The sequence below is a fragment of the Streptomyces sp. A18 genome (genome assembly GCF_059026065.1).
Genome location: NZ_JBWLKL010000003.1, coordinates 257,660 through 276,486 on the forward strand (window position 1 = coordinate 257,660; position 18,827 = coordinate 276,486).

An 18,827-nucleotide genomic window follows, 5' to 3' on the forward strand; every position below is an offset into this window, starting at 1 on the left:
CTCCACGGCACCTCGCGGCCCCTCGCCCTTCCGGGCGGGGGGCCGTTGTCGTACAGTCGCCACCTCGCATTGAACTGACGACCCGTCAGAATGAATCGGGGGTATGGGTATGCGCCTGGGACTCGCACTCGGCTACTGGGGGCGCGGCCCCGACCCCGGGCACGTGGCGCTCGCCCAGGAGGCCGAGCGGCTCGGATACGACTCCGTGTGGACGGCGGAGGCGTGGGGCTCGGACGCCTTCACCCCGCTGACCTGGATCGCGGCGCACACCTCACGGATCAAGCTGGGCACGGCCATTGCCCAGATGGCGGCGCGGTCGCCCGTGACGACCGCGATGCACGCCCTGACCCTGGACCACCTGTCCGGCGGGCGGATGATGCTCGGGCTCGGGCTCTCCGGGCCGCAGGTGGTGGAGGGGTGGTACGGGCGCCCGTTCCCGAAGTCGCCGCTGACCGCCACGCGGGAGTACGTGGATGTGATCCGCCAGGTGTTCCGGCGGGAGGGGCCGGTCGCCCTCGACGGCCGCTTCCACTCGCACCCCTACCAGGGGGACGACGGGAGCGGCCTGGGCAAACCCCTGAAGCCGATCACGCACCCGCTGCGGGCGGAGCTGCCGGTCCTTCTCGGCGCGGAGGGGCCGAAGAACATCGCGCAGACGGTACGGATCGCGGACGGCTGGCTGCCGCTGTACTGGTCGCCGATGCGGTCCGACGTGTACGAGGCTTCGTTGGAGGGCGCGCGGGACGGATTCGTGGTCGCGCCCATGGCGCGGGCGAAGGTCTGCGACGACGTTGCGGAGGGTCTGCTTCCGGTCAAGGCGATGCTGGGGTTCTATATCGGCGGAATGGGGCACTCCGCGCGAAACTTTCATGCGGATCTGATGGCGCGGATGGGGTTCGAGGGAGAGGCGCGGAGGATCCAGGAACTGTTTCTGGCGGGACGCCGGGAGGAGGCGGTGATGGCCGTTCCTGATGCCTTCGCCGATGAGATCTCACTGGTGGGACCTCGGGAACGGATCGCGGAACGGCTGGAGTTGTGGCGAAAGGGGCCGGTGACGGATCTGCTGGTGTTGGCGCCGGACGCACATACGTTGCGGGTGCTGGCGGAGTTGAACGGCTGACTCCCCGGCCCGTCCGGAACCAGGGCGCCCCGCGCCGGACTCAGCCCTTCGTGAGCTCCCCCGCCGACGGCACCTTGTCCTTGACCTCCGCGCCCGCGCTCTTGCCCGCCCCCTTCACCTGGTTGATGACGTCGTCGAAGGAGTTCACGACCGAGTCCGTGGAGTCGCCCTTACGGAGCTTGGACGGCAGGTCCTTGAGGGCCTCGATCCCCGCGGTCAGGGGCGCCACCGCCTTGGCCAGCGTCGGGTCACCCTGGGCGTTCTTCGTCGCGGCCTTCAGGCGGTTGTAGGCCAGCGTTCCCGCGAGGCCGGCCTTGATCAGCGCGAACTTCCGCCCGTCGGCCCCCTTCTTGAACTTCCCGGCCCGGAACGGCTTCACGATCCACTGGTACGTCGCCCCCGCGGCGATCCCCGCGTTCGCCACGAACCGCGTCTTGGCGAACTTCTGCTTCTCCGTGGAGCTGGTGGCCGACGGTGCGGACGCCGCGTCAGCGGAGTCGTCGCCACCGCACGCCGTCACCCCCGCGAGCAGGGCGCCGCACAGCACAGGAGCGACGACGGACCGGCGTACGGCCGCGGCGGAGAGCAACACGAGGGACCTCCCGGAGTGGACAGCTCTCCCGGCAGCCTCACCCCGCGCGGCGCGCCCCGCCACCTGGGCGAGCCCGTACGGGTTTCAGCCAGGCCCACCCAGGTACACGGAAGCCATGGCGACCAGAAGCGCACGTGGCAGCACCGCAGCGAGGGTCATCGTCATCGTCGCTGACGTGATGGCCATCATCCTCGGCCTGTGGATCCTCATGTACCTGTTGGACGCGAACCGCGCCAACGACCTCGTCCAGTTCATCCACGACGTGGCCCGCTGGCTGGCCGGCTGGTCCCACGACCTGTTCACCTTCGACGAGGCATGGGCACGCGTAGTCTGCGGCTACGGCCTTGCGGCCCTGGTCTACGTCTTCGTGGGCCACGCCATCGCCGGACGCCTCCGGCGCTACTGACCCCCCGCCGCCGCCCCGCAGCACTCCGGCGCGAGGCCCACCGGCAGGCGTTCTCCCGAGAACACCGCGCAGGTGGCCTCGTCGCCGCCGAGTGCCGCCACCGCGAGCAGCAGGGAGCCCGCCGTCCACGTCGTCAGTTCCTCGGGCCAGATCGCCTTGTCGTCGAAGACGTAGCCCGTCCAGTAGAGGCCTGACTCCGGGTCGCGCAGGTGCTGGATCGACTGGAGGATCTCCAGGGCGCGGTCGGACTCGCCCACCACCCAGAGGGACAGGGCCAGTTCGGCGCTCTCACCGCCCGTCACCCAGTTGTTGGGGATCACGCAGCGCACGCCCAGGTCCGGCACCACGAAGCGGTCCCAGCCCTCCTCCATGCGGGACTTGGCCTCCGCGCCCGCGACCGCGCCACCGAGGACCGGGTAGTACCAGTCCATCGAGTAGCGGTCCTTGTCGAGGAAGCGCTCGGGGTGACTGCGTATCGCGTGGGCGAGCGCGCCCGTCGCCAACTCCCAGTCCGGCTGCGGCTCCTCGCGCTGCTCGGCGATCGCCAGGGCGCAGCGCAGCGCCTGGTGGATCGATGAACTGCCCGTCAGGAGCGCGTCGTTGACCGGCGTCCCGTCCTGCTCCCGCTTCCAGCCGATCTGGCCGCCGGGCTGCTGCAGGGCGAGCACGAACTCCACCGCGCCCACCACCGTCGGCCACAGGCGGTCCAGGAACGTGTCGTCGCCGGTCGAGAGGTAGTGGTGCCAGACGCCCACGGCGATGTACGCGCAGAAGTTCGTCTCGCGGCCACGGTCCGTCACGTCGTGCGGATCCCCGTCGGCGTACGCCGCGTACCAGGATCCGTCCGGGTTCTGGTGGCGCGCGAGCCAGTCGTAGGCGCTCGCCGCCGCCGCGTGCTCGCCCGCCGCGTCCAGGGCCATGGCGGCCTCGGTGTGGTCCCAGGGGTCCAGGTGGTGGCCGCGGAACCACGGGATCGCGCCGTCCTCGCGTTGGACCGCCAGAATCCCGCGGACCGTTCGCGTGGCCTGATCCGCCGTCAGGACGCCGGGCAGGACCAGGTGTTCAGTCCGCTCCGGGCTCGTCACGCGTCGGTCTTCGCGTCGGCCTTCGGCAGGTGCGGCTTCGTCGCGTACGCCACGAAGCTCTTGCCCACGACCGGGTTGAGCAGCTGTTCCGCCACCTTCGTCGCCAGTGGCTTCTTCATGATGTCCCAGACCAGGAGCTTGTGGTACGCCCGGACCGGCAGCGCCTTGTCGTTGTCCACGCCGAAGGCGCACTTCAGCCACCAGTACGGCGCGTGCAGGGCGTGCGCGTGGTGCGTGCCGTACGGCTTCAGGCCCGCCTCCCGCATCCTGCCGAGGAGTTCGTCCGCCTTGTAGATGCGGATGTGGCCGCCTTCGACCTCGTGGTAGGCGTCCGACAGGGCCCAGCAGATCTTCTCCGGGCCGTAGCGCGGGACCGTCACCGCGATGCGGCCGCCGGGCTTCAGGACCCGGACCATCTCCGCGAGTACGCCCTTGTCGTCGGGGATGTGCTCCATCACCTCGGAGATGATCACGACGTCGAACGAGGCGTCGGGGAAGGGGAGGTTGAGCGCGTCGCCCTCCATCGCGGTGGCGGTCGCGCCCGCGGGGGCCTCGCCCGCCTCCTTCATCGCGGCGAACCACTTGGCGACCTCGCGGATCTCCTCGGCGTTCTGGTCGAGGGCCACCACCTGAGCCCCCCGCCGGTAGCACTCGAAGGCGTGCCGGCCCGCGCCGCAGCCCAGGTCCAGGACGCGGTCGCCCGCGGCGAGCGGGAAGCGGGTGAAGTCGACGGTCAGCATCAGCGATGGCTCCCGGAGTACGTCGGGGTGGTGGCCGCGGGGCGGCCGGATTGCGAACCCGCGGTTCCGGCGATCGCCGCGCGGTACAGCTCTGCGGTGCCCTGGGCGGCGCGGGCCCAGGTGAATCTGGCGAGAACCCGCTCGCGCCCGGCCGCGCCGAGGCGGGCCCGCAGCTCGCGGTCGCCGAGCAGCCGGGTCAGGCCCGCGGCCAGCGCGCCGGGGTCGGCGGGGCGCACGGCCAGGCAGGTCTCGCCGTCCGGGCCCGCGACCTCCGGGATCGCGCCGCCGGTCGTGGCGAGCAGCGGCGTTCCCGTCGCCATCGCCTCTGCCGCGGGGAGCGAGAAACCCTCGTAGAGAGAAGGGACGCAGGCGACCTCGGCCGAGCGGACCAGGTCCACGAGATCCTCGTCGGAGATGCCCTTGACGAACTCGATGGCGTCCTCGAGGCCGTACTTCTCGATCGCCTGCGCCACAGGGCCGTCCTCGGCTCGCTTGCCGACGACGACGAGGTGAGCGGCGGGGTTCTCGGCGCGGACCTTGGCGAGCGCCTCGACGAGGTAGACGAGGCCCTTGAGCGGGACGTCCGCGCTGGACGTCGTGACGATCCGGCCCGGCACCTCGGGGACCGAGGGGTCCGGCGAGAAGAGGTCGGTGTCGGCGCCGATGTGCACGACGCTGATGCGGTCGTCGCATACGCCGAGATGGTCGACGATCTCCTGGCGCGACGTGCCGGAGACGGTGAGCACGGAGGGCAGGCGCCGTGCCACGCGCTTCTGCATGCGCGTGAACGCGTACCAGCGGCGCACGGACATCCGGCGCCGCCAGTGCGGCGCCGCCTCCAGGTCAAGCCTGCGGTCCACGGTGATGGGGTGATGGATCGTGGAGACGAGGGGGGCGCCGAGGTCGCCCAACAGGCCGTAGCCGAGCGTCTGGTTGTCGTGCACGACATCGAACTCGCCCCGCCTTGCCCGTAGATGACGGCGGGCGCGCAGGCTGAACGTCGCGGGTTCGGGGAAGCCGCCGGTCCACATCGTCGCCACTTCGAGCGCGTCGACCCAGTCGCGGTACTCGTCGCGCCTCGGCGTGCGGAAGGGGTCCGGTGAGCGGTAGAGGTCGAGGCTCGGCAGCTCGGTGAGCCTGAGGCCTTCGAGGCCCTCGTCCAGGACGGGGTAGGGCTGCGCGCCGATCACTTCGACGCTGTGGCCGAGGCGGGCCAGCTCGCGCGAGAGGTGACGTACGTAGACGCCTTGGCCCCCGCAGAACGGGTTCCCTTTGTATGTGAGGAGAGCGATGCGCAACGGACGGTCACCATCGGCGTCCGGCCCCGTCCGGGGGCCCGCCTCCATGGCCTCAGCGGTCACTCTCGGCCCCCTTCTCCCTGCGGTTGTCCGCGAGGTTACGCCGGGACGGTAATCTAGAACAAGTTTCAGACTTGATCGCTGAATGATCGCTGATTGATCGCGGAACGAGCTTTGAATCTACCGGCAGGTAGCCGCGCTGTAAGGCCCGGATCAGGTGATTCGCGCCACGGCAGGCGCCCTGCCATGCTGGCGCACCAGGTGACCGGACCGGGACGACGGAACAACGGGACATATGACATCGGAAGCCAAGGCAGCGGAAGTCGCAGCAGCTGATCCGGCGTCGCCGCCCCTGACCGAACGGCAGGAGGCGCGCCGCCGCCGCATCCTGCACGCCAGCGCCCAACTCGCGAGCAGGGGCGGGTTCGACGCGGTGCAGATGCGCGAGGTCGCCGAGTCCTCCAGCGTCGCCCTGGGCACGCTGTACCGCTACTTCCCCTCCAAGGTGCATCTCCTGGTCGCCACCATGCAGGACCAGCTGCAGCACATGCACACGACGATCCGCAAGCGCCCGCCCGCGGGCGAGACTCCCGCCGAGCGGTGCGCCGAGACGCTGATGCGGGCCTTCCGCGCCCTGCAGCGCGAGCCGCATCTGGCGGACGCGATGGTCAGGGCGCTGACCTTCGCCGACCGCTCGGTGAGCCCCGAGGTGGACACGGTCTCGCGGCTGACCACGGCGATCATCCTGGACGCGATGGGCCTGGCGGACGCGCCGACCCCCGAGCAGCTCTCGGCGGTCCGGGTCATCGAGCACACCTGGCACTCGGCGCTGATCACCTGGCTCTCGGGGCGGGCTTCGATCGCGCAGGTGAAGATCGACATCGAGATGGTGTGCCGCCTGATCGACCTGACGACTCCCGAGGCCCCCTGACCCTCACGCGTCTCGCACCGCACTCACGCACGCCTGGATCGTGTGGCGTGCGCGCCCTGCCCGGGAAACAGGGGCACAGAGGGCGCACAACCCCCTGGCAATTGCGCCCCTGAGCCTCTCCCGATCCCGCTTGGCCAATTCGCGGCGTCCGCGCGAGCGGTCGACGCCGCTATGAATGGTCTACGTGCTGAATGAAGCAACCGGGACCGATGTCGGGGGCCCTGGAGGAGCGAAACGTGATCCGGGTACTTCTCGTGCACGACGCCTGCTTGCTGCGATCGGCCCTGGCGGAACGCCTCGCCCGTGAGCCGGACCTGGAGGTGTTCCACGCACCCTGGAACAGCGCCCGCGACCGTACGGGGGCGGTGCGTCCCGACCTCTGGGTGGCCGACCCCGACGGCGACTCGGCGTACGCGTCCGTCGAGTTCGGGGAGCAGTCCCATCCCGTGGCCGGCGGCCTCGGCTGCCCGCTGCTCGTCCTGGTCTCCGGGAACCGGCCGGGGCTGCTGCGGCGCTGCATGGAGGCGGGCGCACTCGGCTATGTGGACAAGGCGAGCCCGCCGGACCGGCTGCTCGCCGGGATCAGGCAGGTGGCGGACGGGCAGCGGTTCGTGGACGCTTCGCTTGGCTTCGGGTTCCTGAAGGCAGCTCAAATGCCCCTGACACACCGGGAGTTACTGGTGCTCTCGCTGGCCGCCGGGGGCGCGCCCGTCGCCGAGATCGCGCACCGCCTGCATCTGACCAACGGGACGGTGCGCAACTACATGGCCGCCATCACCCGCAAGACCGGGGCCCGCAACAGGATCGACGCCATACGCATCTCGCGCGGGGAGGGCTGGGTGTGACGGCCCGTACGCGGGGCCCCAGTTGCCGGACAGCTCGCGGTAGAGCGACGAACTCTCCAGCAGCTCCTCGTGGCGGCCGCACAGGGTGTGCGTCCCGTCCATCACCAGGATCCGGTCGGCACGGCGGGCCGAGCTGATGCGGTGGGCGATCACCACGAGGGTGCCGCCCGGCCGCGCCGCGAACGCCCGCTCGGCGCGGGCCTCCGCCACCGGGTCGAGGTGGCAGGTGGCCTCGTCGAGCAGGGCCAGGGGCGCGTACGAGACATAGGCGCGGGTCAGCGCGACGAGCTGCCGCTCGCCCGCCGAGAGCGCGGCGGGATCGACCGCGGCATCGAGCCCGCCGAGCCGCTCGACCACCCCGCCGAGCCCGACGCCCCGCGCGGCGTCCCACAACTCCGCGTCCCCGACGGGGTCCGCCCGCAGATACTCCAGGTTCTCCCGCATGGTCCCGCTGAAGACGTACGCCTCCTGCGGTATCAACACCCGGCGCCCGACGGCTTCTTGCCCCCGCACGCCCCGCCCACCCACACGGACGACACCACGGCCGGGTTCCAACAATCCGGCCACGAGCCCGGCAAGCGTGGACTTCCCGATCCCACTGGGCCCGACGACCGCCAGATGACCGCCCCGGGGAACGACGAGCGACAGATCGCGTACGACGGGCTCGGCGAGGGGACCGTAGGCGAAGGTGACGGAGGAGAGCTGGAGGGCGGGGGCTGGGTGCTCATCGGGGGCCCCGTCGGGGGACCCGTCCGGGGCAGGTGCTTCCGCGCCCGCCTCGGCCGGCGCTCCGGCCGCCGCTCCGGTCGGCGGCGGATCCCACGTAAGGCGCCGCAGGACGATGGCCAGGCGGGAGCCGCTTGTTCCCAGGCCGTGGATCAGGTTGTGCAGGGCCGGGAGCAGGGCCTGGGTCACGTAGGCGATCGCGCCCACCAGGGCGCCCGGCGTCACGCCGCGGTTCAGGAGCCAGGGGGCCGTCACCAGGAGCAGGACGAGCGGGAGTTGGCCGCCCGTCGCGAGGGCAGCCGTGCGCAGGACGCCCCAGTGGGCGAGCGCGCGGGCCGCCGCGTACTCCGTGGAGATACCCCGGTCCAGGTCCTCGGCCACGACACGTTCCGCCCCCGCGGCGGCGACGTCCCGCAACCCCGGTGACACCGCACCCAGTTGAGCCGCGATGACCTCATCCGCCACGAGGAAGCCCTCCTGGCGCCGGGCCAGCGGGCGCAGGCTCGCCACGAACAGGCCGACACCGGCCAGGAGCGGCGGAGCGACCACCAGGAGCAGGAGCGGGGCGAGCGAGAACAAGCCGATCAGCGCGCCCGCCGCGGTGAAGACGAAGGAGCGGGACACCAGGATCAGGCCCGCGAACGTGTCCCTGGCGATCTCCACCTGCTGGGTGAGCCGGGACACGGACCCCCCGTCCGCCTCCCGCAGTCCCCGGCCGACGACCTGCCGCACCAGCGTGTCCCGCAACGGTTCCACCAGGTCGGCGACCGCGCGGAACACCCGCCCCGTGCCGTACGCGGCGACCACCACGCCGAGCCCGGCCGCCCCGAGCCACCCCAGGCCCACCGCCTCGCGCCCCGCGAGGAACCCGTCGTCCAGGGCCTTCGCGAGGGCGTACCCGGTGAGGAAGGTCTGCCCGGTCTCCAGTACGGACCAGAGCGCGAGCCGCAGCACCACCAGCCACCTGCGGCGCAGGAAGCGGATGCCTCGGCGGTAGGGGCCCTGCGGTGGCCCGTCGAAGGTCAGTCCCTTCACTCGCCGAACACCTCCCGGTACTCCGGTCGCCGCCACAGCTCCGCATGCGTACCCACCGCCCGGATCCGGCCGTCGTGCAGCCACGCCACCGCGTCCGCGCGGGCCGCCGTCGCCGCACGGTGGGCGATGATCAGGCGGCTGCGGTGCGGGGTGTGATGGAGCACGGCCTCGGCGATGTGGTGTTCCGTCACCGTGTCCAGGCTCGACATCGCGTCGTCCAGGATCAGGATGCGCCCTCCTCGCGCGAACGCCCGTGCCAGGCCCAGGCGTTGGGCCTCGCCCCCGGAGAGAGGCGCCTGTCCGCAAGGCGTGGTGTAGCCGCCGGGGAGGCGGGTGATGAAGGAGTCGGCGTGGGCGGCGCGGGAGGCCTCGCGGATGCGGTTCGGCGCCGGACGCGGGGAGCCGAAGCCGATCGTGTCCTCCAGGGTCGCGCCGAGCAGCGCGGGCCGCTCGAAGGCGTAACCGACCTCGCGGCGCAGCTCTTCGCGGCCCAGCGAACGCAGGGGGACGCCGTCGAGTCGTACGTCCCCTTCGTCGGGGTCGGCGAGCCGGCCGGCGACGGACGCAAGGAGCGACTTGCCCGCGCCGGAGCGCCCGACCACGGCCAGCGTGCCGCCCGCGGGCACCGTCAGGTCGACGCCGTCGAGCACGGTGCGCCCGGCGCGGATCACCTTGACCCCACGCAGCTCCAGGAGGCCGTCACCGGGCGGGAGTTCGGCGTCTCCGTACGAGGTCGCGGGTTCCGCGAGCACCTCCCCCAGACGCTGCGCCGCGGCCTTCGCCCGCACGAGTGCTCCCAGCTGTCCGACGAGCATGCCGATCCCGGCGGCGAGCACCGCGTACCGCGACGCGGCCAGCAACTCGCCTACGGTGATGTGGTCCTGGAGCACCAGATGGCCCGCGACCGCGACGACCGCGAGCTGCAGGAGGGGAGCGACCGCGACGGCCTGTGCCTGGGAGCGCCCCTGGACCCGCCACATCCGGTGTCCCTGGCGGGAGAGTTCGGGCAGCGCTCCGAGGACGCGCCCCGCCTCTTTGTCCTCGGAGTGCGCCGCCGCGATGGTCCTGGCCCCGCCGATCGCCTCGCCGAGGCGTCCTGCGATGTCGCCCTGGACCTCCTGGTAGCGCGCCACGCAGTCGGATGTGGCGCGAGTGAACACCCGCAGGAGCAGGGCGAGTACGGGCGCCCCGGCGATGAACACCACGGCGAGCCAGGCGTTGATCAGGGCGAGTGCCACCATGGCTCCGACGGGCACGGCCAGGGAGGCGAGGAGCGCGGCGACCGTGGCGGGCGCGATGCCCGCGTGTGCCGCGTTGTCGATGAGGCGTGCCACCAGGTCGCCGTGGGCGAAGCGCGCGGTGGTGCGCGGGCCGACGGCGAGCACATGGCGGACGACCTGGCGTCGCAGCCAGGCCGTGGTGCGGGCGTTGGTGGTTCCGGTGAGGACGCCGTCGAGGGCGTCGAGCAGGGCGCTCGCGCCGATGAGCGCCGTGCACGCCAGGATCCAGCGGGTGGCGTCGGCGCCGACATGGCCGGCCGCGTAGCCGGTCAGGACGGCGTCCAGGGCGCGGCCGAGCACGTACGGCAGGCCGAGGCCCGCGCCCGCGCCCGCGACGCTGAGCAGCGCCAGGACCGCGCAGCGGGCGGCGCTGTGGCGGGCCGCGGCCTTCAACAGGCCTGCGTCGTGGTCGGGTTGAGGAGGACGGGTGTTCGTGGTCGCCATGCGGTCCGGATCCTCGCAGTCCTCGTGTCCGCGGCCGGTCGCCGGTGACGCGGTGGCCGACGCCCGCGGACCCGGGCGGGCCCCCGAGGGAGGCCCGCCCGTGCCGTCTGGTGCGGTGCCGCTTATGCGCGGACGCGCGTCACAGACAGATGGCGAGGCTGGCCGCGCTCCAGCAGAGAAGCAGGCTGGCCGTGCTCTGGCCGCCACCGCCGCCACCGGTCATCTCGTCGGACTCCATGCTCTGCAGGTCGAGAAGCGCCATGGTCTTCCTTCTTTCTTGGGGACGTTGTGATCCTTCGGGTGGTGTCACGACCCCGCTGAAGCGCGGGACCGGCTCTGGGGCCGCCTGGGCGGCGGCAGGAAGGGGACGTGCGCGTCGCCGTCGCCGAGCGCGGCACAGAGGGCGACGAGAGCGCCCGCCGTGCCGGTGTTCAGGTCCATGGAGAGGCGCATCATCTGGTTTCCGGGGAAGGCGAGTTGGCCCTCGTACGACATCGAGAACCAGCCCAGTGCCGCGATCTGCTCGGCGACGTCCTCGGGCGTGATGTCCGGCGCCGTACTGCGGTTGAGGTGGAGCAGCAGCCCGGCCCGCCCTTGATACAGGCCCGGCTGCACGCAGAAGCGTGCGCGCGCGGCGGCCAGGATGCCCGGCCGCGCCGCCTCGAACGCGGCGTCGTACCGGTGTGCGAGGTAGTCGTCGATGACCATTCCGATGCCGACGCTGCCGTCGCCGAGGTAGGGCAGGGCGCGTCGGCCGTCGTCCACTTGGAGGCTGCCGTCCGGCTGCGTCACGCACCGGGCGAGGTCTGTGCGCAGGGCGCGTGCCGCCAGGTCGAGGAGCGCGGTGTCGCCGCTCCGCTCGTGGAGCCGCAGGAAGAGGAGCGCGGGGCCGGTGGCTCCGTGCAGCAGACCGGCCCGTGGCCGCCCGTTCGGCGGGTTCTCGGCCGTGAGCCGCTCACCGAGCAACTCGGCGGCCCGCAGCGCATGTTGGGCTAGCGACTCCTCGCCGGCGCTCTCCGCGAGGCCGTCCAGGACGAGGCCGAGCCCCGCGAGGCCGCCGTACAGGTCGGACGGCAGGCGCTCCCAGCGTTCCTTGAGGACGAGGTCGACGAGGTCGAGGGCGCGGTCGCGGTGCCCGAGCCGGTCGAGTACGTGGGCGATGCCCGCGAGGCCGTCGTGCAGCCCCAAGGGGGTGCCGGGGCGGACGGGTCCGGTGTGCTTCAGGAGCCAGCGCTCGCCCTCCTCGTAGCGCTCGGCGCCGCTCTGGTCGAGGGCGAGCAGCACTCCGGCCGCGCCATGCGCGAGGCCGAGCCCGCCGCCGTCGGCGAACTGCGCGATGTCGCCGGGGAAGAGCCGGTCGTCGCGCTCCGGGGTGGCCGAGGCGAGGATGGCCTTGACCATCGAGTCCCGGCTGTAGGGCCAGTCGGCGGGGTCGACGAACACGGAGCCCGCTGCCGCCGCCCTGGTGGCGCCGGTCCCGCCCCCGTCCAGGACGCCCCCCGTCGGGGCCTTTGGTGCTCCCGCGCCGGGGACCGGCGCCTGCTCGTCCGCTTCGGCGCGCTCGATCTCCGCCACCGCTTCGGCGAGGAACTCCGCCGGTACGTCGGGGAATTCGGCGGCGATCATCTGGGCCAGATGTGCGGCCTTGCCCCGGTCGACGGCGAGCAGCGAGGTGACCGGCAGGAAGAGGGCGAGCCGCAGACACGCCAGGGCGTAGCGGTCGATGCCCGTGCCGGTGCGGTCCTGCGGCGCGAGGAACCCGGGGTGGGCCATGACCTGGCGCCCCGCGTCGCTCACGGATCCGGCCGCTTCGAAGTCGAGGAGCGCCACGGACTGTTCGTCGGGCGCGACCATGATGTTGAAGAGGTGGAGGTCGTTGAAGACGACGCCCCGTTCGTGCACGGCGGTGACGGCCTCCTCGACGCGCCGGTGCATGCGCAGCGCCCAGTCCGTGTAGTCGGCGATGGCCTCGGGGTCGGGCCGGCTGCCCAGGAGCGGATGCCGGTGCCCGAAGAAGGAGTTGAGGGTGTTGCCCTCGATGAAGTCCATGACCAGGAAGCGGTGGCCGTCGAGCAGGAACCAGTCCCGGACCTCGGGGGCGACACCGAGGCCGGACAGCTTCTCGAGGGCGGTCTTCTCGCGTTCGAGCCGGGCGACGGCGTCGGCTCCGCCGGCGGCGAGGCCCGCGTGCGGCCTGCCCTCCTTGAGGACGACCTTGCGGCCGTCGCGGGTGTCGGTTCCCGCGTAGACGCCGCCGCCGTTGGAGAAGTGCAGGGCCTTCTCGATGCGGTACGGCAGGTCGCTGACGGTCGTCGTGTTGCGGGCGGCCAGCTGGGGTCCGAGGAACGCGGGCAGCGTCACCCACTCGGGCACCCGGAAGGCCGGGTCGCGGGAGTCGGGCACGAGCGTGCCGTCGGCGTCCTCGATGGCGGGCACGAGCGTGCCCTTGCCGTTGTCGCACATGCGCCGCGTGAAGGCCCCGTACCTGACGTAGAGCGGCCCTTGCTCCCAGCGCAGGTCGGTCAGGATGTACGGCCCGTCGAACCCTTCGAGCAGCCTGCCCAACTCAAGCAGGACTGCGTGGAGTTGCTGCTCGTCGGCCGGGTAGATCGTGGCGAACTTGCCGCTGTTGTCGCGCCCGGCGTACTTGCTGTTGCGCAGGTGAAGCAGGTGGGCGGCGGGCACGAACTTGAACGGGACGGCGTGCTCGACGCAGTAGTCCCAGATGATCGCGCCGATGCCGTCGGCGTTGTCCAGGGTGGCGGAGGCGTGCACCTTCCAGCCCTGCTGGGGTGCGGGGCGCGGCTCCCCGTCGGCGTCGAGCGGGACGATCGAGAGCCAGTCGCCCGAGCGCACCGAGCGCCACCCGGGCGGAACCGACCGCCCCGCCGTCGCGAACTCGGGCGCGGCAGCACCGCCCACGGACAAACGATCCGGAGTCTCGTAGAAGTACCTGTCAGCCAGGCAGTAGACCTCGTACCGCTTGTCCACGGCGTCCCCTCCCCATGTGGTCTGGCTCAGAGAGTTCCAGGCCGCAAAGGGGACGGACAGTCACGGATGTCATCGATCGGGCATGCGGAACGCATGGGTAAAGTCCTGTTCGCACCCGTTCGACTGCACATGATGCGCAGGAGGTACACAGTCCGGCTCGGGCGGCGTCACGGAAGCAAAAGCCCGCCGCCCGGAGCGGACGGCGTCAGTCCTCCGGCGGGAAAACGACCTCCCCGCTGCCGGACAGCGTGATCGTGATCGCCTCGACCGGGCATCCCTCGGCCGCTTCGAGCACCTTCTCGTTCGCGTCGGTCTCGGGGTCCGCGGGGTGCGACTGGCGGGCGGAGTCGAGCGCGAAGCCGCCCGGCGCCGTGATCACGCACATCCCGGAGCCGATGCAGACGGAGCGGTCCACCTCGACGTGCCAGCGGTCACCCATCAGGCACCCGTCCCCTCATAGCCGGCCGGGAGATGGATCATCTTGTGCTCGAAGTACTCGCCGTACCCCTCGGGCCCGAACTCCCGCCCCAGACCTGAGTTCTTGTAGCCGCCGAACGGTCCGAGCATGTCGAGGCTGAAGGTGTTCACGGAGTACGTCCCGGTGCGCACCTGCCGTGCGATGTCGATGCCATGCTCCGTGTCCGCCGTCCATACACTGCCGCTGAGCCCGTACTCCGAGTCGTTGGCGATCTTCACGGCCTCGCTCTCGTCGCCGTACGGAAGGAGGCAGATGACCGGGCCGAAGATCTCCTCGCGCGCGACGCGCATCGAGTTGTCCACGCCGCCCAGGAGCGTCGGCTCGACGTACCAGCCCTCGTCGAGCCCGGCCGGACGCCCGCCGCCCGTCAGGATCTTGGCGCCTTCCTCCTGGCCGATGCGGATGTAGTCGAGCGAGCGCTGCTGCTGGCGCTGGGCGACGAGCGGGCCCAGTTCGGTCTCCGGGTCGAGCGGGTCGCCGATCTTGAGCGCGGAGGCAGCGGCGGCGAAGGCCTCGGCGAATTCGTCGTAGCGCGCGTGCGGCACGAGGATGCGGGTCTGGGCCACGCACGCCTGGCCGTTGATCATCCAGGCGAAGGGGACGATGCCCGCGACCGCGCTCGCCGCGTCCGCGTCCGGCAGGATCACCGCCGCCGACTTGCCGCCCAACTCCAGGGTCACGCGCGTGAGATTGCGGGCCGCGACCTCCATGACGCGCTTACCCGCGCCGACGGAACCGGTGAAGGACACTTTGTCGATACCGGGGTGCCCGACGAGGTACTCGCTCACCTCACGGTCCGCCGAGATGATCGAGAGCACGCCCTTCGGCAGCCCAGCCTCGGTGGCGATCTCGGCGAGTATGTAGGCGTCGAGCGGCGTCTCGGGTGAGGTCTTGAGGATCACCGGGCACCCGGCGAGCAGTGCGGGCGCGAGTTTGGCCGCGGCGGTGAACTGCGGGACGTTCCACGGGACGACGGCCGCCACGACGCCGACCGGCTCACGCCGGACGAGGATCTTGCCGAGCGCTCCGTCGCGCTCTTCCTCGTACGTGAAGTTCCGCGCGACCGTGAGCGCCGAGTCCCAGACCATCATCGCGGCGAGGGCCTGCACCATCACGCTCGATGTGTACGGGGTGCCGTTCTCGGAGCTGATGACGCGGGCGATCTCCTCGTGCCGTACCGCGAACGCGTCCTTGATCTTCGTGATGACCTCGATGCGCTCGTCCAGCGTCATCCGGGGCCAGGGCCCCTCGTCGAACGCCTTGCGCGCCGTGGCGACGGCCCGGTCGACATCGGCGGGTGCGGCGTGCGGCACGCGCGCGAAGACCTGGCCGGTGTGCGGCGAGATCACCTCGATGACGTCCTTGCCGTGGGGGTCCACCAGCTCCCCGCCGATGAAAAGCTGTCCGTGTTCCACGAGCTCGGTCATGGCTGACTGCCTCCTGCGGGATTCCGCCTGCGCGGCACGCTTTCTGACACTGGTTCAGAACTGATACCAGTTCTAGTTCCAGTAGTCCACGGAGGGCAAGCCTCAAGTAGCCTGACGAAACAGTCGACTTAGGCGATCATTGGAACTAGTTCTAGTTCACGAGAGATGAGGGCGCCCGATGACGCAGGTGACCGATCCGCAGGTGACCGAGCACGGCGGGGGCGTGTGGAGCATCAAGGTCCCGATCCCGGACAACCCCCTGGGCTTCACCCTCGTCCACCTCCTCGACACCGACGCCGGTCCGGTCCTCGTCGACACGGGCTGGGACGACCCCACGTCCTGGGACGCCCTCGCCTCCGGCCTCGCCGCCTGCGGCACGTCCGTGGACGCGGTGCACGGCGTCGTCATCACCCACCACCACCCCGACCACCACGGCCTGTCGGCCAAGGTCCGCGAGGCGTCGGGCGCGTGGATCGCGATGCACGAGGCGGACGCGTCGGTCGTACGCCGCACGCGGACCGGGCCGCCCGCGCGCTGGTTCGACTACATGGTGGAGAAGCTGACGGCCGCGGGCGCCCCCGCCGACCACCTGGCACCCCTGCTCGCCGCGCGCGACGCGGGCCGCACTCCCCGGCTTCCCGGCCTGGCCGCCGCGCTCCCCGACCGCGACATCACACCCGGCGAGCTGCTCGAACTGCCGGGGCGCAGGCTCCGCGCCATCTGGACCCCCGGCCACACCCCCGGCCACGTCTGCCTGCACCTGGAGGAGGAGCACCCGGCACAACTGCCGGGCCACGGCCGCCTGTTCTCCGGCGACCATCTACTCCCCGGGATCACACCGCACATCGGCTTGTACGAGGACCCGGACGACGAGACGATCACCGATCCCCTCGGCGACTATCTCGACTCCCTGGAGCGCGTCGGCCGCCTGGGGGTCGCCGAGGTCCTTCCGGCCCACCAGTACGCGTTCACGGACGCCGCGGCCCGTGTGCGCGAGATCCTGGCCCACCACGAGGAGCGCCTGACGGACCTGCTCGCCCTCCTCGCCGAGCCCCTCACGCCCTGGCAGCTCGCCGTGCAGATGGAGTGGAACCGCCCCTGGGCCGATATCCGCTACGGCTCACGGAACATCGCGGTCTCCGAGGCCGAGGCCCATGTGCGGCGCCTGGTGAAGCTGGGGCGCGCGGAGGCAGTGGGCAACGATCCGGTGCGCTACCGCGCGGTGTGAGCTCCGGCCGGGGGCGGGCGCCCCCGGCCGCTCCCCCTACGGGCCGGTAGAGTGGTCCCCGTCGTCATCATGCCCGTACGGGGGGAAGCCGGTGCGAATCCGGCGCTGACCCGCAGCCGTATAGACCGCCTCCGAGCGGTGAGCCGGAATGCCCGGTACGGAACATGACCGGCTCGCTTCATCGGAACCTCCGGTGAACGGCACCGTCGAGGTATACGGAGCCGGAGCCGCCCGGAGCCCGTGCCCGCTACGCGCCCGTGCTGCCCCGCTCCCCGCAGGGAGAGGCACCCGCCGCATCATGAACGTTCGCCGCAGCGCAGCGGTCCTGGCCGCCGTCGCCGTGTTCGGTTCGGCCGGAGCCCCGGCCGCATTCGCGGAGAGCCCGTCACCGTCGCCTTCCGCCGCCCTTCCTTCCGGTCTGTACGGCGATGCGGACCCCAAGTTCGACGGGGTCTTCCGGCAGTCGTACGCCCTGCTCGCCCAGGACTCGTCCGGTGTGAAGCCCGCCACGAAGTCCGTCGACTGGCTCGCGGGCCAGCAGTGCGACAGCGGCGGCTTCGCCGCGTACCGCGCCGACCCGAGCGAGCCGTGCGACTCCAAGACGATGTTCGACAGCAACGCGACCGCGTCCGCCGTGCAGGCGCTCGCCGCGCTCGGCGGTGAGAAGAAGACGGTCGACAAGAGCGTCGCCTGGTTGAAGTCGGTGCAGAACAAGGACGGCGGCTGGGGTTACAGCCCCGGCATGGCCTCCGACGCCAACTCCACCGGCATCGTGATCGGCGCGCTCGTCGGCGCGGGCCAGAAGCCGCAGTCGGTGAAGAACCAGGACGGCAAGTCCCCGTACGACGCACTGCCCGCCCTCTCCATGAGCTGCGGCAAGGACGGCGGCGCCTTCGGCCTCGCGGACGCCAAGTCCGGCAAGCTCTCGCCGAACGCGGACGCCACGGCGGCCGGTGTGCTGGGAAGCCAGGGCAAGGGCCTCGTCGTGGAGCCGGCCAAGAAGACCGCCGCCGCCCCGAAGTGCGCGCAGGCCGACACCGCCGAGCAGGCGGCGTCGAACGGCACCGGCTACCTCCTGAAGACCCTCGCCGAGAACGACGACCACCTGATGTCGTCGATGCCCGGCGCCGACGACCAGCCCGACTACGGCAACACCGCGGACTCCGTGCTCGCGCTCGCCGCGGCCGGTCAGGAGGAGCAGGCCAAGAAGTCGGCCCAGTGGCTGGCGAAGAACTCCGCGGCCTGGGCCAAGAAGTCCGGCCCCGCCGCCTACGCCCAGCTGATCTTCGCCGCCCACGCGTCGGGCCTCGACGAGCGGAACTTCGGCGGCGCCGACCTGGTCAAGGAGCTGAACGCGCAGGGTCCCGCCCCGGAGTCGACCGAGCAGGCCGCGGACGAGAAGAAGGACAGCGACGACGGCGGCGTGAGCATCTGGTGGATCATCGGCGTCGGCATGGTCGCCGGCATCGGCATCGGCTTCCTGTACAGCGGCAACAAGAAGAAGCAGCAGCTGTGACGCGGGGTCGCGCGCGGTGCGGGCGCCTGGCGATCGGGGCGATCGTCGCCGCCCTGCTCGGCGTCGTCGCCGCCGCCCCCGCCCAGGCCGCCGGCTACCGCTACTGGTCGTTCTGGGACCGGGACGGCGCCCGGTGGACGTACGCGAGTCAGGGGCCGAGCACCGCGCGCCCCGACGACGGCGCCGTCCAGGGCTTCCGGTTCTCCGTGTCCGACGATTCGCAGGACTCGGCGAAGCCGCGCGGCGCCGCGGACTTCGACACGATCTGCGCCAAGACCCCCGCCAAGGACGACCGCAAGCGGATCGCCCTGGTCATCGACTTCGGTACGCCGGGCGACGCTCCCGGCGGGCAGACTCCGCCGAAGCCGCGTACCGCCTGCGCGCAGGTCACCGACGACGCGACGAGCGCGGACGCGCTCGCCTCGGTCGCCGAGCCTCTGCGCTACGGCTCCAACGCCCTGCTGTGCGCCATCGCGAACTACCCGAAGTCGGGCTGCGGCGAGCAGGTCGCGGGCGACGGAGCGTCCGATGGCACGCGGAAGAAGCCGTCCGCGACCGTGTCCGCCGAGGAGAAGGACGATTCCGGTGGCCCCTCCGTCGGCCTGATCGCGGGCGTCGCCGCCATCGCCCTGCTCGGCGGGGCCGCCCTCTGGCAGGCACGCCGCCGGCGCGGCTGACCCGCACG

General features: G+C 71.8%; 16 protein-coding genes, 1 pseudogene and 1 riboswitch. Of the genes and pseudogenes, 7 read left to right on the forward strand and 10 right to left on the reverse strand.

From position 1 onward, the window contains the following. Nucleotides 1–109 precede the first annotated feature (109 nt). A complete protein-coding gene (locus tag AC5P1C_RS06815; protein WP_493864971.1) occupies nt 110–1,120 on the forward strand; it encodes an LLM class F420-dependent oxidoreductase in 1,011 nt (336 codons plus the stop codon). Between the two features lie 40 nt (nt 1,121–1,160). Here the strand turns inward: AC5P1C_RS06815 and AC5P1C_RS06820 are convergent, their stop codons facing one another. Continuing rightward, nucleotides 1,161–1,712 carry a hypothetical protein gene (locus AC5P1C_RS06820; protein WP_493864743.1) on the reverse strand — a complete coding sequence of 184 codons (552 nt, stop codon included), beginning with the start codon at nt 1,710–1,712 and terminating at the stop codon, nt 1,161–1,163. Between the two features lie 115 nt (nt 1,713–1,827). Here AC5P1C_RS06820 and AC5P1C_RS06825 point away from each other — a divergent pair, with 115 nt between their 5' ends. Further along, the gene (locus AC5P1C_RS06825) at nt 1,828–2,118 is read left to right on the forward strand and encodes a hypothetical protein (RefSeq protein WP_478755680.1); all 291 of its coding nucleotides are present in this window, start codon (nt 1,828–1,830) and stop codon (nt 2,116–2,118) included. On the opposite strand, the gene AC5P1C_RS06830 is transcribed toward AC5P1C_RS06825, so the two are convergent. The 3 genes from AC5P1C_RS06830 to AC5P1C_RS06840 are packed head-to-tail and all read right to left on the reverse strand — an operon-like array spanning nt 2,112 to nt 5,304. Next, on the reverse strand, nt 2,112–3,203 hold the full coding sequence (locus AC5P1C_RS06830; RefSeq protein WP_493864744.1) for a prenyltransferase/squalene oxidase repeat-containing protein: 1,092 nt from the start codon (nt 3,201–3,203) through the stop codon (nt 2,112–2,114). The two genes, AC5P1C_RS06825 and AC5P1C_RS06830, sit on opposite strands and share 7 nt — an antisense overlap. Next, nucleotides 3,200–3,943 carry a class I SAM-dependent methyltransferase gene (locus tag AC5P1C_RS06835; protein WP_365817441.1) on the reverse strand — a complete coding sequence of 248 codons (744 nt, stop codon included), beginning with the start codon at nt 3,941–3,943 and terminating at the stop codon, nt 3,200–3,202. Before AC5P1C_RS06835 ends, AC5P1C_RS06830 begins: the two co-directional genes overlap by 4 nt. Further along, nucleotides 3,943–5,304: a glycosyltransferase family 4 protein gene (locus tag AC5P1C_RS06840; RefSeq protein WP_493864745.1), complete on the reverse strand. Its 1,362-nt coding sequence runs from the start codon at nt 5,302–5,304 to the stop codon at nt 3,943–3,945. Before AC5P1C_RS06840 ends, AC5P1C_RS06835 begins: the two co-directional genes overlap by 1 nt. A 232-nt stretch (nt 5,305–5,536) precedes the next feature. On the opposite strand from AC5P1C_RS06840, the gene AC5P1C_RS06845 reads away from it, so the two are divergent. Both AC5P1C_RS06845 and AC5P1C_RS06850 read left to right on the forward strand, forming a co-directional pair. Continuing rightward, nucleotides 5,537–6,172: a TetR family transcriptional regulator gene (locus tag AC5P1C_RS06845; RefSeq protein WP_493864746.1), complete on the forward strand. Its 636-nt coding sequence runs from the start codon at nt 5,537–5,539 to the stop codon at nt 6,170–6,172. Nucleotides 6,173–6,690: 518 nt separating this feature from the next. Further along, a pseudogene (locus AC5P1C_RS06850) lies at nt 6,691–6,933 on the forward strand (LuxR C-terminal-related transcriptional regulator); the annotation flags it as partial. On the opposite strand, the gene AC5P1C_RS06855 reads toward AC5P1C_RS06850, so the two are convergent. The 6 genes from AC5P1C_RS06855 to AC5P1C_RS06880 all read right to left on the reverse strand — a co-directional run bounded on the left by AC5P1C_RS06855 (nt 6,847) and on the right by AC5P1C_RS06880 (nt 15,398). Continuing rightward, nucleotides 6,847–8,778, reverse strand: coding sequence for an ATP-binding cassette domain-containing protein (locus tag AC5P1C_RS06855; protein ID WP_493864747.1), 1,932 nt, complete (start codon nt 8,776–8,778; stop codon nt 6,847–6,849). The pseudogene AC5P1C_RS06850 and the gene AC5P1C_RS06855 overlap by 87 nt on opposite strands. Then, nucleotides 8,775–10,502 carry an ABC transporter ATP-binding protein gene (locus AC5P1C_RS06860; RefSeq protein ID WP_493864748.1) on the reverse strand — a complete coding sequence of 576 codons (1,728 nt, stop codon included), beginning with the start codon at nt 10,500–10,502 and terminating at the stop codon, nt 8,775–8,777. The genes AC5P1C_RS06855 and AC5P1C_RS06860 overlap by 4 nt, the downstream gene beginning before the upstream one ends. A 139-nt stretch (nt 10,503–10,641) precedes the next feature. Further along, nucleotides 10,642–10,764: a SapB/AmfS family lanthipeptide gene (locus tag AC5P1C_RS06865; protein ID WP_493864749.1), complete on the reverse strand. Its 123-nt coding sequence runs from the start codon at nt 10,762–10,764 to the stop codon at nt 10,642–10,644. 44 nt (nt 10,765–10,808) lie between these two features. Beyond that, nucleotides 10,809–13,493, reverse strand: coding sequence for a class III lanthionine synthetase LanKC (gene lanKC / locus AC5P1C_RS06870; RefSeq protein WP_493864750.1), 2,685 nt, complete (start codon nt 13,491–13,493; stop codon nt 10,809–10,811). A gap of 205 nt (nt 13,494–13,698) precedes the next feature. Next, nucleotides 13,699–13,932, reverse strand: a complete 234-nt coding sequence (locus AC5P1C_RS06875) for a ferredoxin (RefSeq protein WP_344521034.1) — start codon at nt 13,930–13,932, stop codon at nt 13,699–13,701. Further along, nucleotides 13,932–15,398 carry an aldehyde dehydrogenase gene (locus tag AC5P1C_RS06880; RefSeq protein ID WP_493864751.1) on the reverse strand — a complete coding sequence of 489 codons (1,467 nt, stop codon included), beginning with the start codon at nt 15,396–15,398 and terminating at the stop codon, nt 13,932–13,934. Before AC5P1C_RS06880 ends, AC5P1C_RS06875 begins: the two co-directional genes overlap by 1 nt. 178 nt (nt 15,399–15,576) lie before the next feature. Here AC5P1C_RS06880 and AC5P1C_RS06885 point away from each other — a divergent pair, with 178 nt between their 5' ends. The 3 genes from AC5P1C_RS06885 to AC5P1C_RS06895 all read left to right on the forward strand — a co-directional run bounded on the left by AC5P1C_RS06885 (nt 15,577) and on the right by AC5P1C_RS06895 (nt 18,819). Next, complete coding sequence (locus tag AC5P1C_RS06885) at nt 15,577–16,626, forward strand: Strvi_7410 family MBL fold metallo-hydrolase (protein ID WP_493864752.1); 1,050 nt, start codon at nt 15,577–15,579, stop codon at nt 16,624–16,626. A gap of 81 nt (nt 16,627–16,707) precedes the next feature. Next, a riboswitch (cobalamin riboswitch) is annotated at nt 16,708–16,780 on the forward strand. Nucleotides 16,781–16,924: 144 nt separating this feature from the next. Further along, nucleotides 16,925–18,142 (forward strand): SCO2321 family membrane protein, encoded by a 1,218-nt coding sequence (locus tag AC5P1C_RS06890; protein ID WP_493864753.1) that lies wholly within the window; start codon nt 16,925–16,927, stop codon nt 18,140–18,142. Further along, nucleotides 18,139–18,819, forward strand: a complete 681-nt coding sequence (locus tag AC5P1C_RS06895) for an SCO2322 family protein (protein ID WP_493864754.1) — start codon at nt 18,139–18,141, stop codon at nt 18,817–18,819. Before AC5P1C_RS06890 ends, AC5P1C_RS06895 begins: the two co-directional genes overlap by 4 nt. Nucleotides 18,820–18,827 lie beyond the last annotated feature (8 nt).

Coding starts and splice junctions, on each gene's coding strand:
- AC5P1C_RS06880 (WP_493864751.1), bottom strand. CDS start 15,398: ATGACCGAGCTCGTGGAACACGGACAGCTTTTCATCGGCGGGGAGCTG.
- AC5P1C_RS06885 (WP_493864752.1), top strand. CDS start 15,577: ATGACGCAGGTGACCGATCCGCAGGTGACCGAGCACGGCGGGGGCGTG.
- AC5P1C_RS06815 (WP_493864971.1), top strand. CDS start 110: ATGCGCCTGGGACTCGCACTCGGCTACTGGGGGCGCGGCCCCGACCCC.
- AC5P1C_RS06865 (WP_493864749.1), bottom strand. CDS start 10,764: ATGGCGCTTCTCGACCTGCAGAGCATGGAGTCCGACGAGATGACCGGT.
- AC5P1C_RS06825 (WP_478755680.1), top strand. CDS start 1,828: ATGGCGACCAGAAGCGCACGTGGCAGCACCGCAGCGAGGGTCATCGTC.
- AC5P1C_RS06875 (WP_344521034.1), bottom strand. CDS start 13,932: ATGGGTGACCGCTGGCACGTCGAGGTGGACCGCTCCGTCTGCATCGGC.
- AC5P1C_RS06860 (WP_493864748.1), bottom strand. CDS start 10,502: ATGGCGACCACGAACACCCGTCCTCCTCAACCCGACCACGACGCAGGC.
- AC5P1C_RS06845 (WP_493864746.1), top strand. CDS start 5,537: ATGACATCGGAAGCCAAGGCAGCGGAAGTCGCAGCAGCTGATCCGGCG.
- AC5P1C_RS06890 (WP_493864753.1), top strand. CDS start 16,925: ATGAACGTTCGCCGCAGCGCAGCGGTCCTGGCCGCCGTCGCCGTGTTC.
- AC5P1C_RS06835 (WP_365817441.1), bottom strand. CDS start 3,943: ATGCTGACCGTCGACTTCACCCGCTTCCCGCTCGCCGCGGGCGACCGC.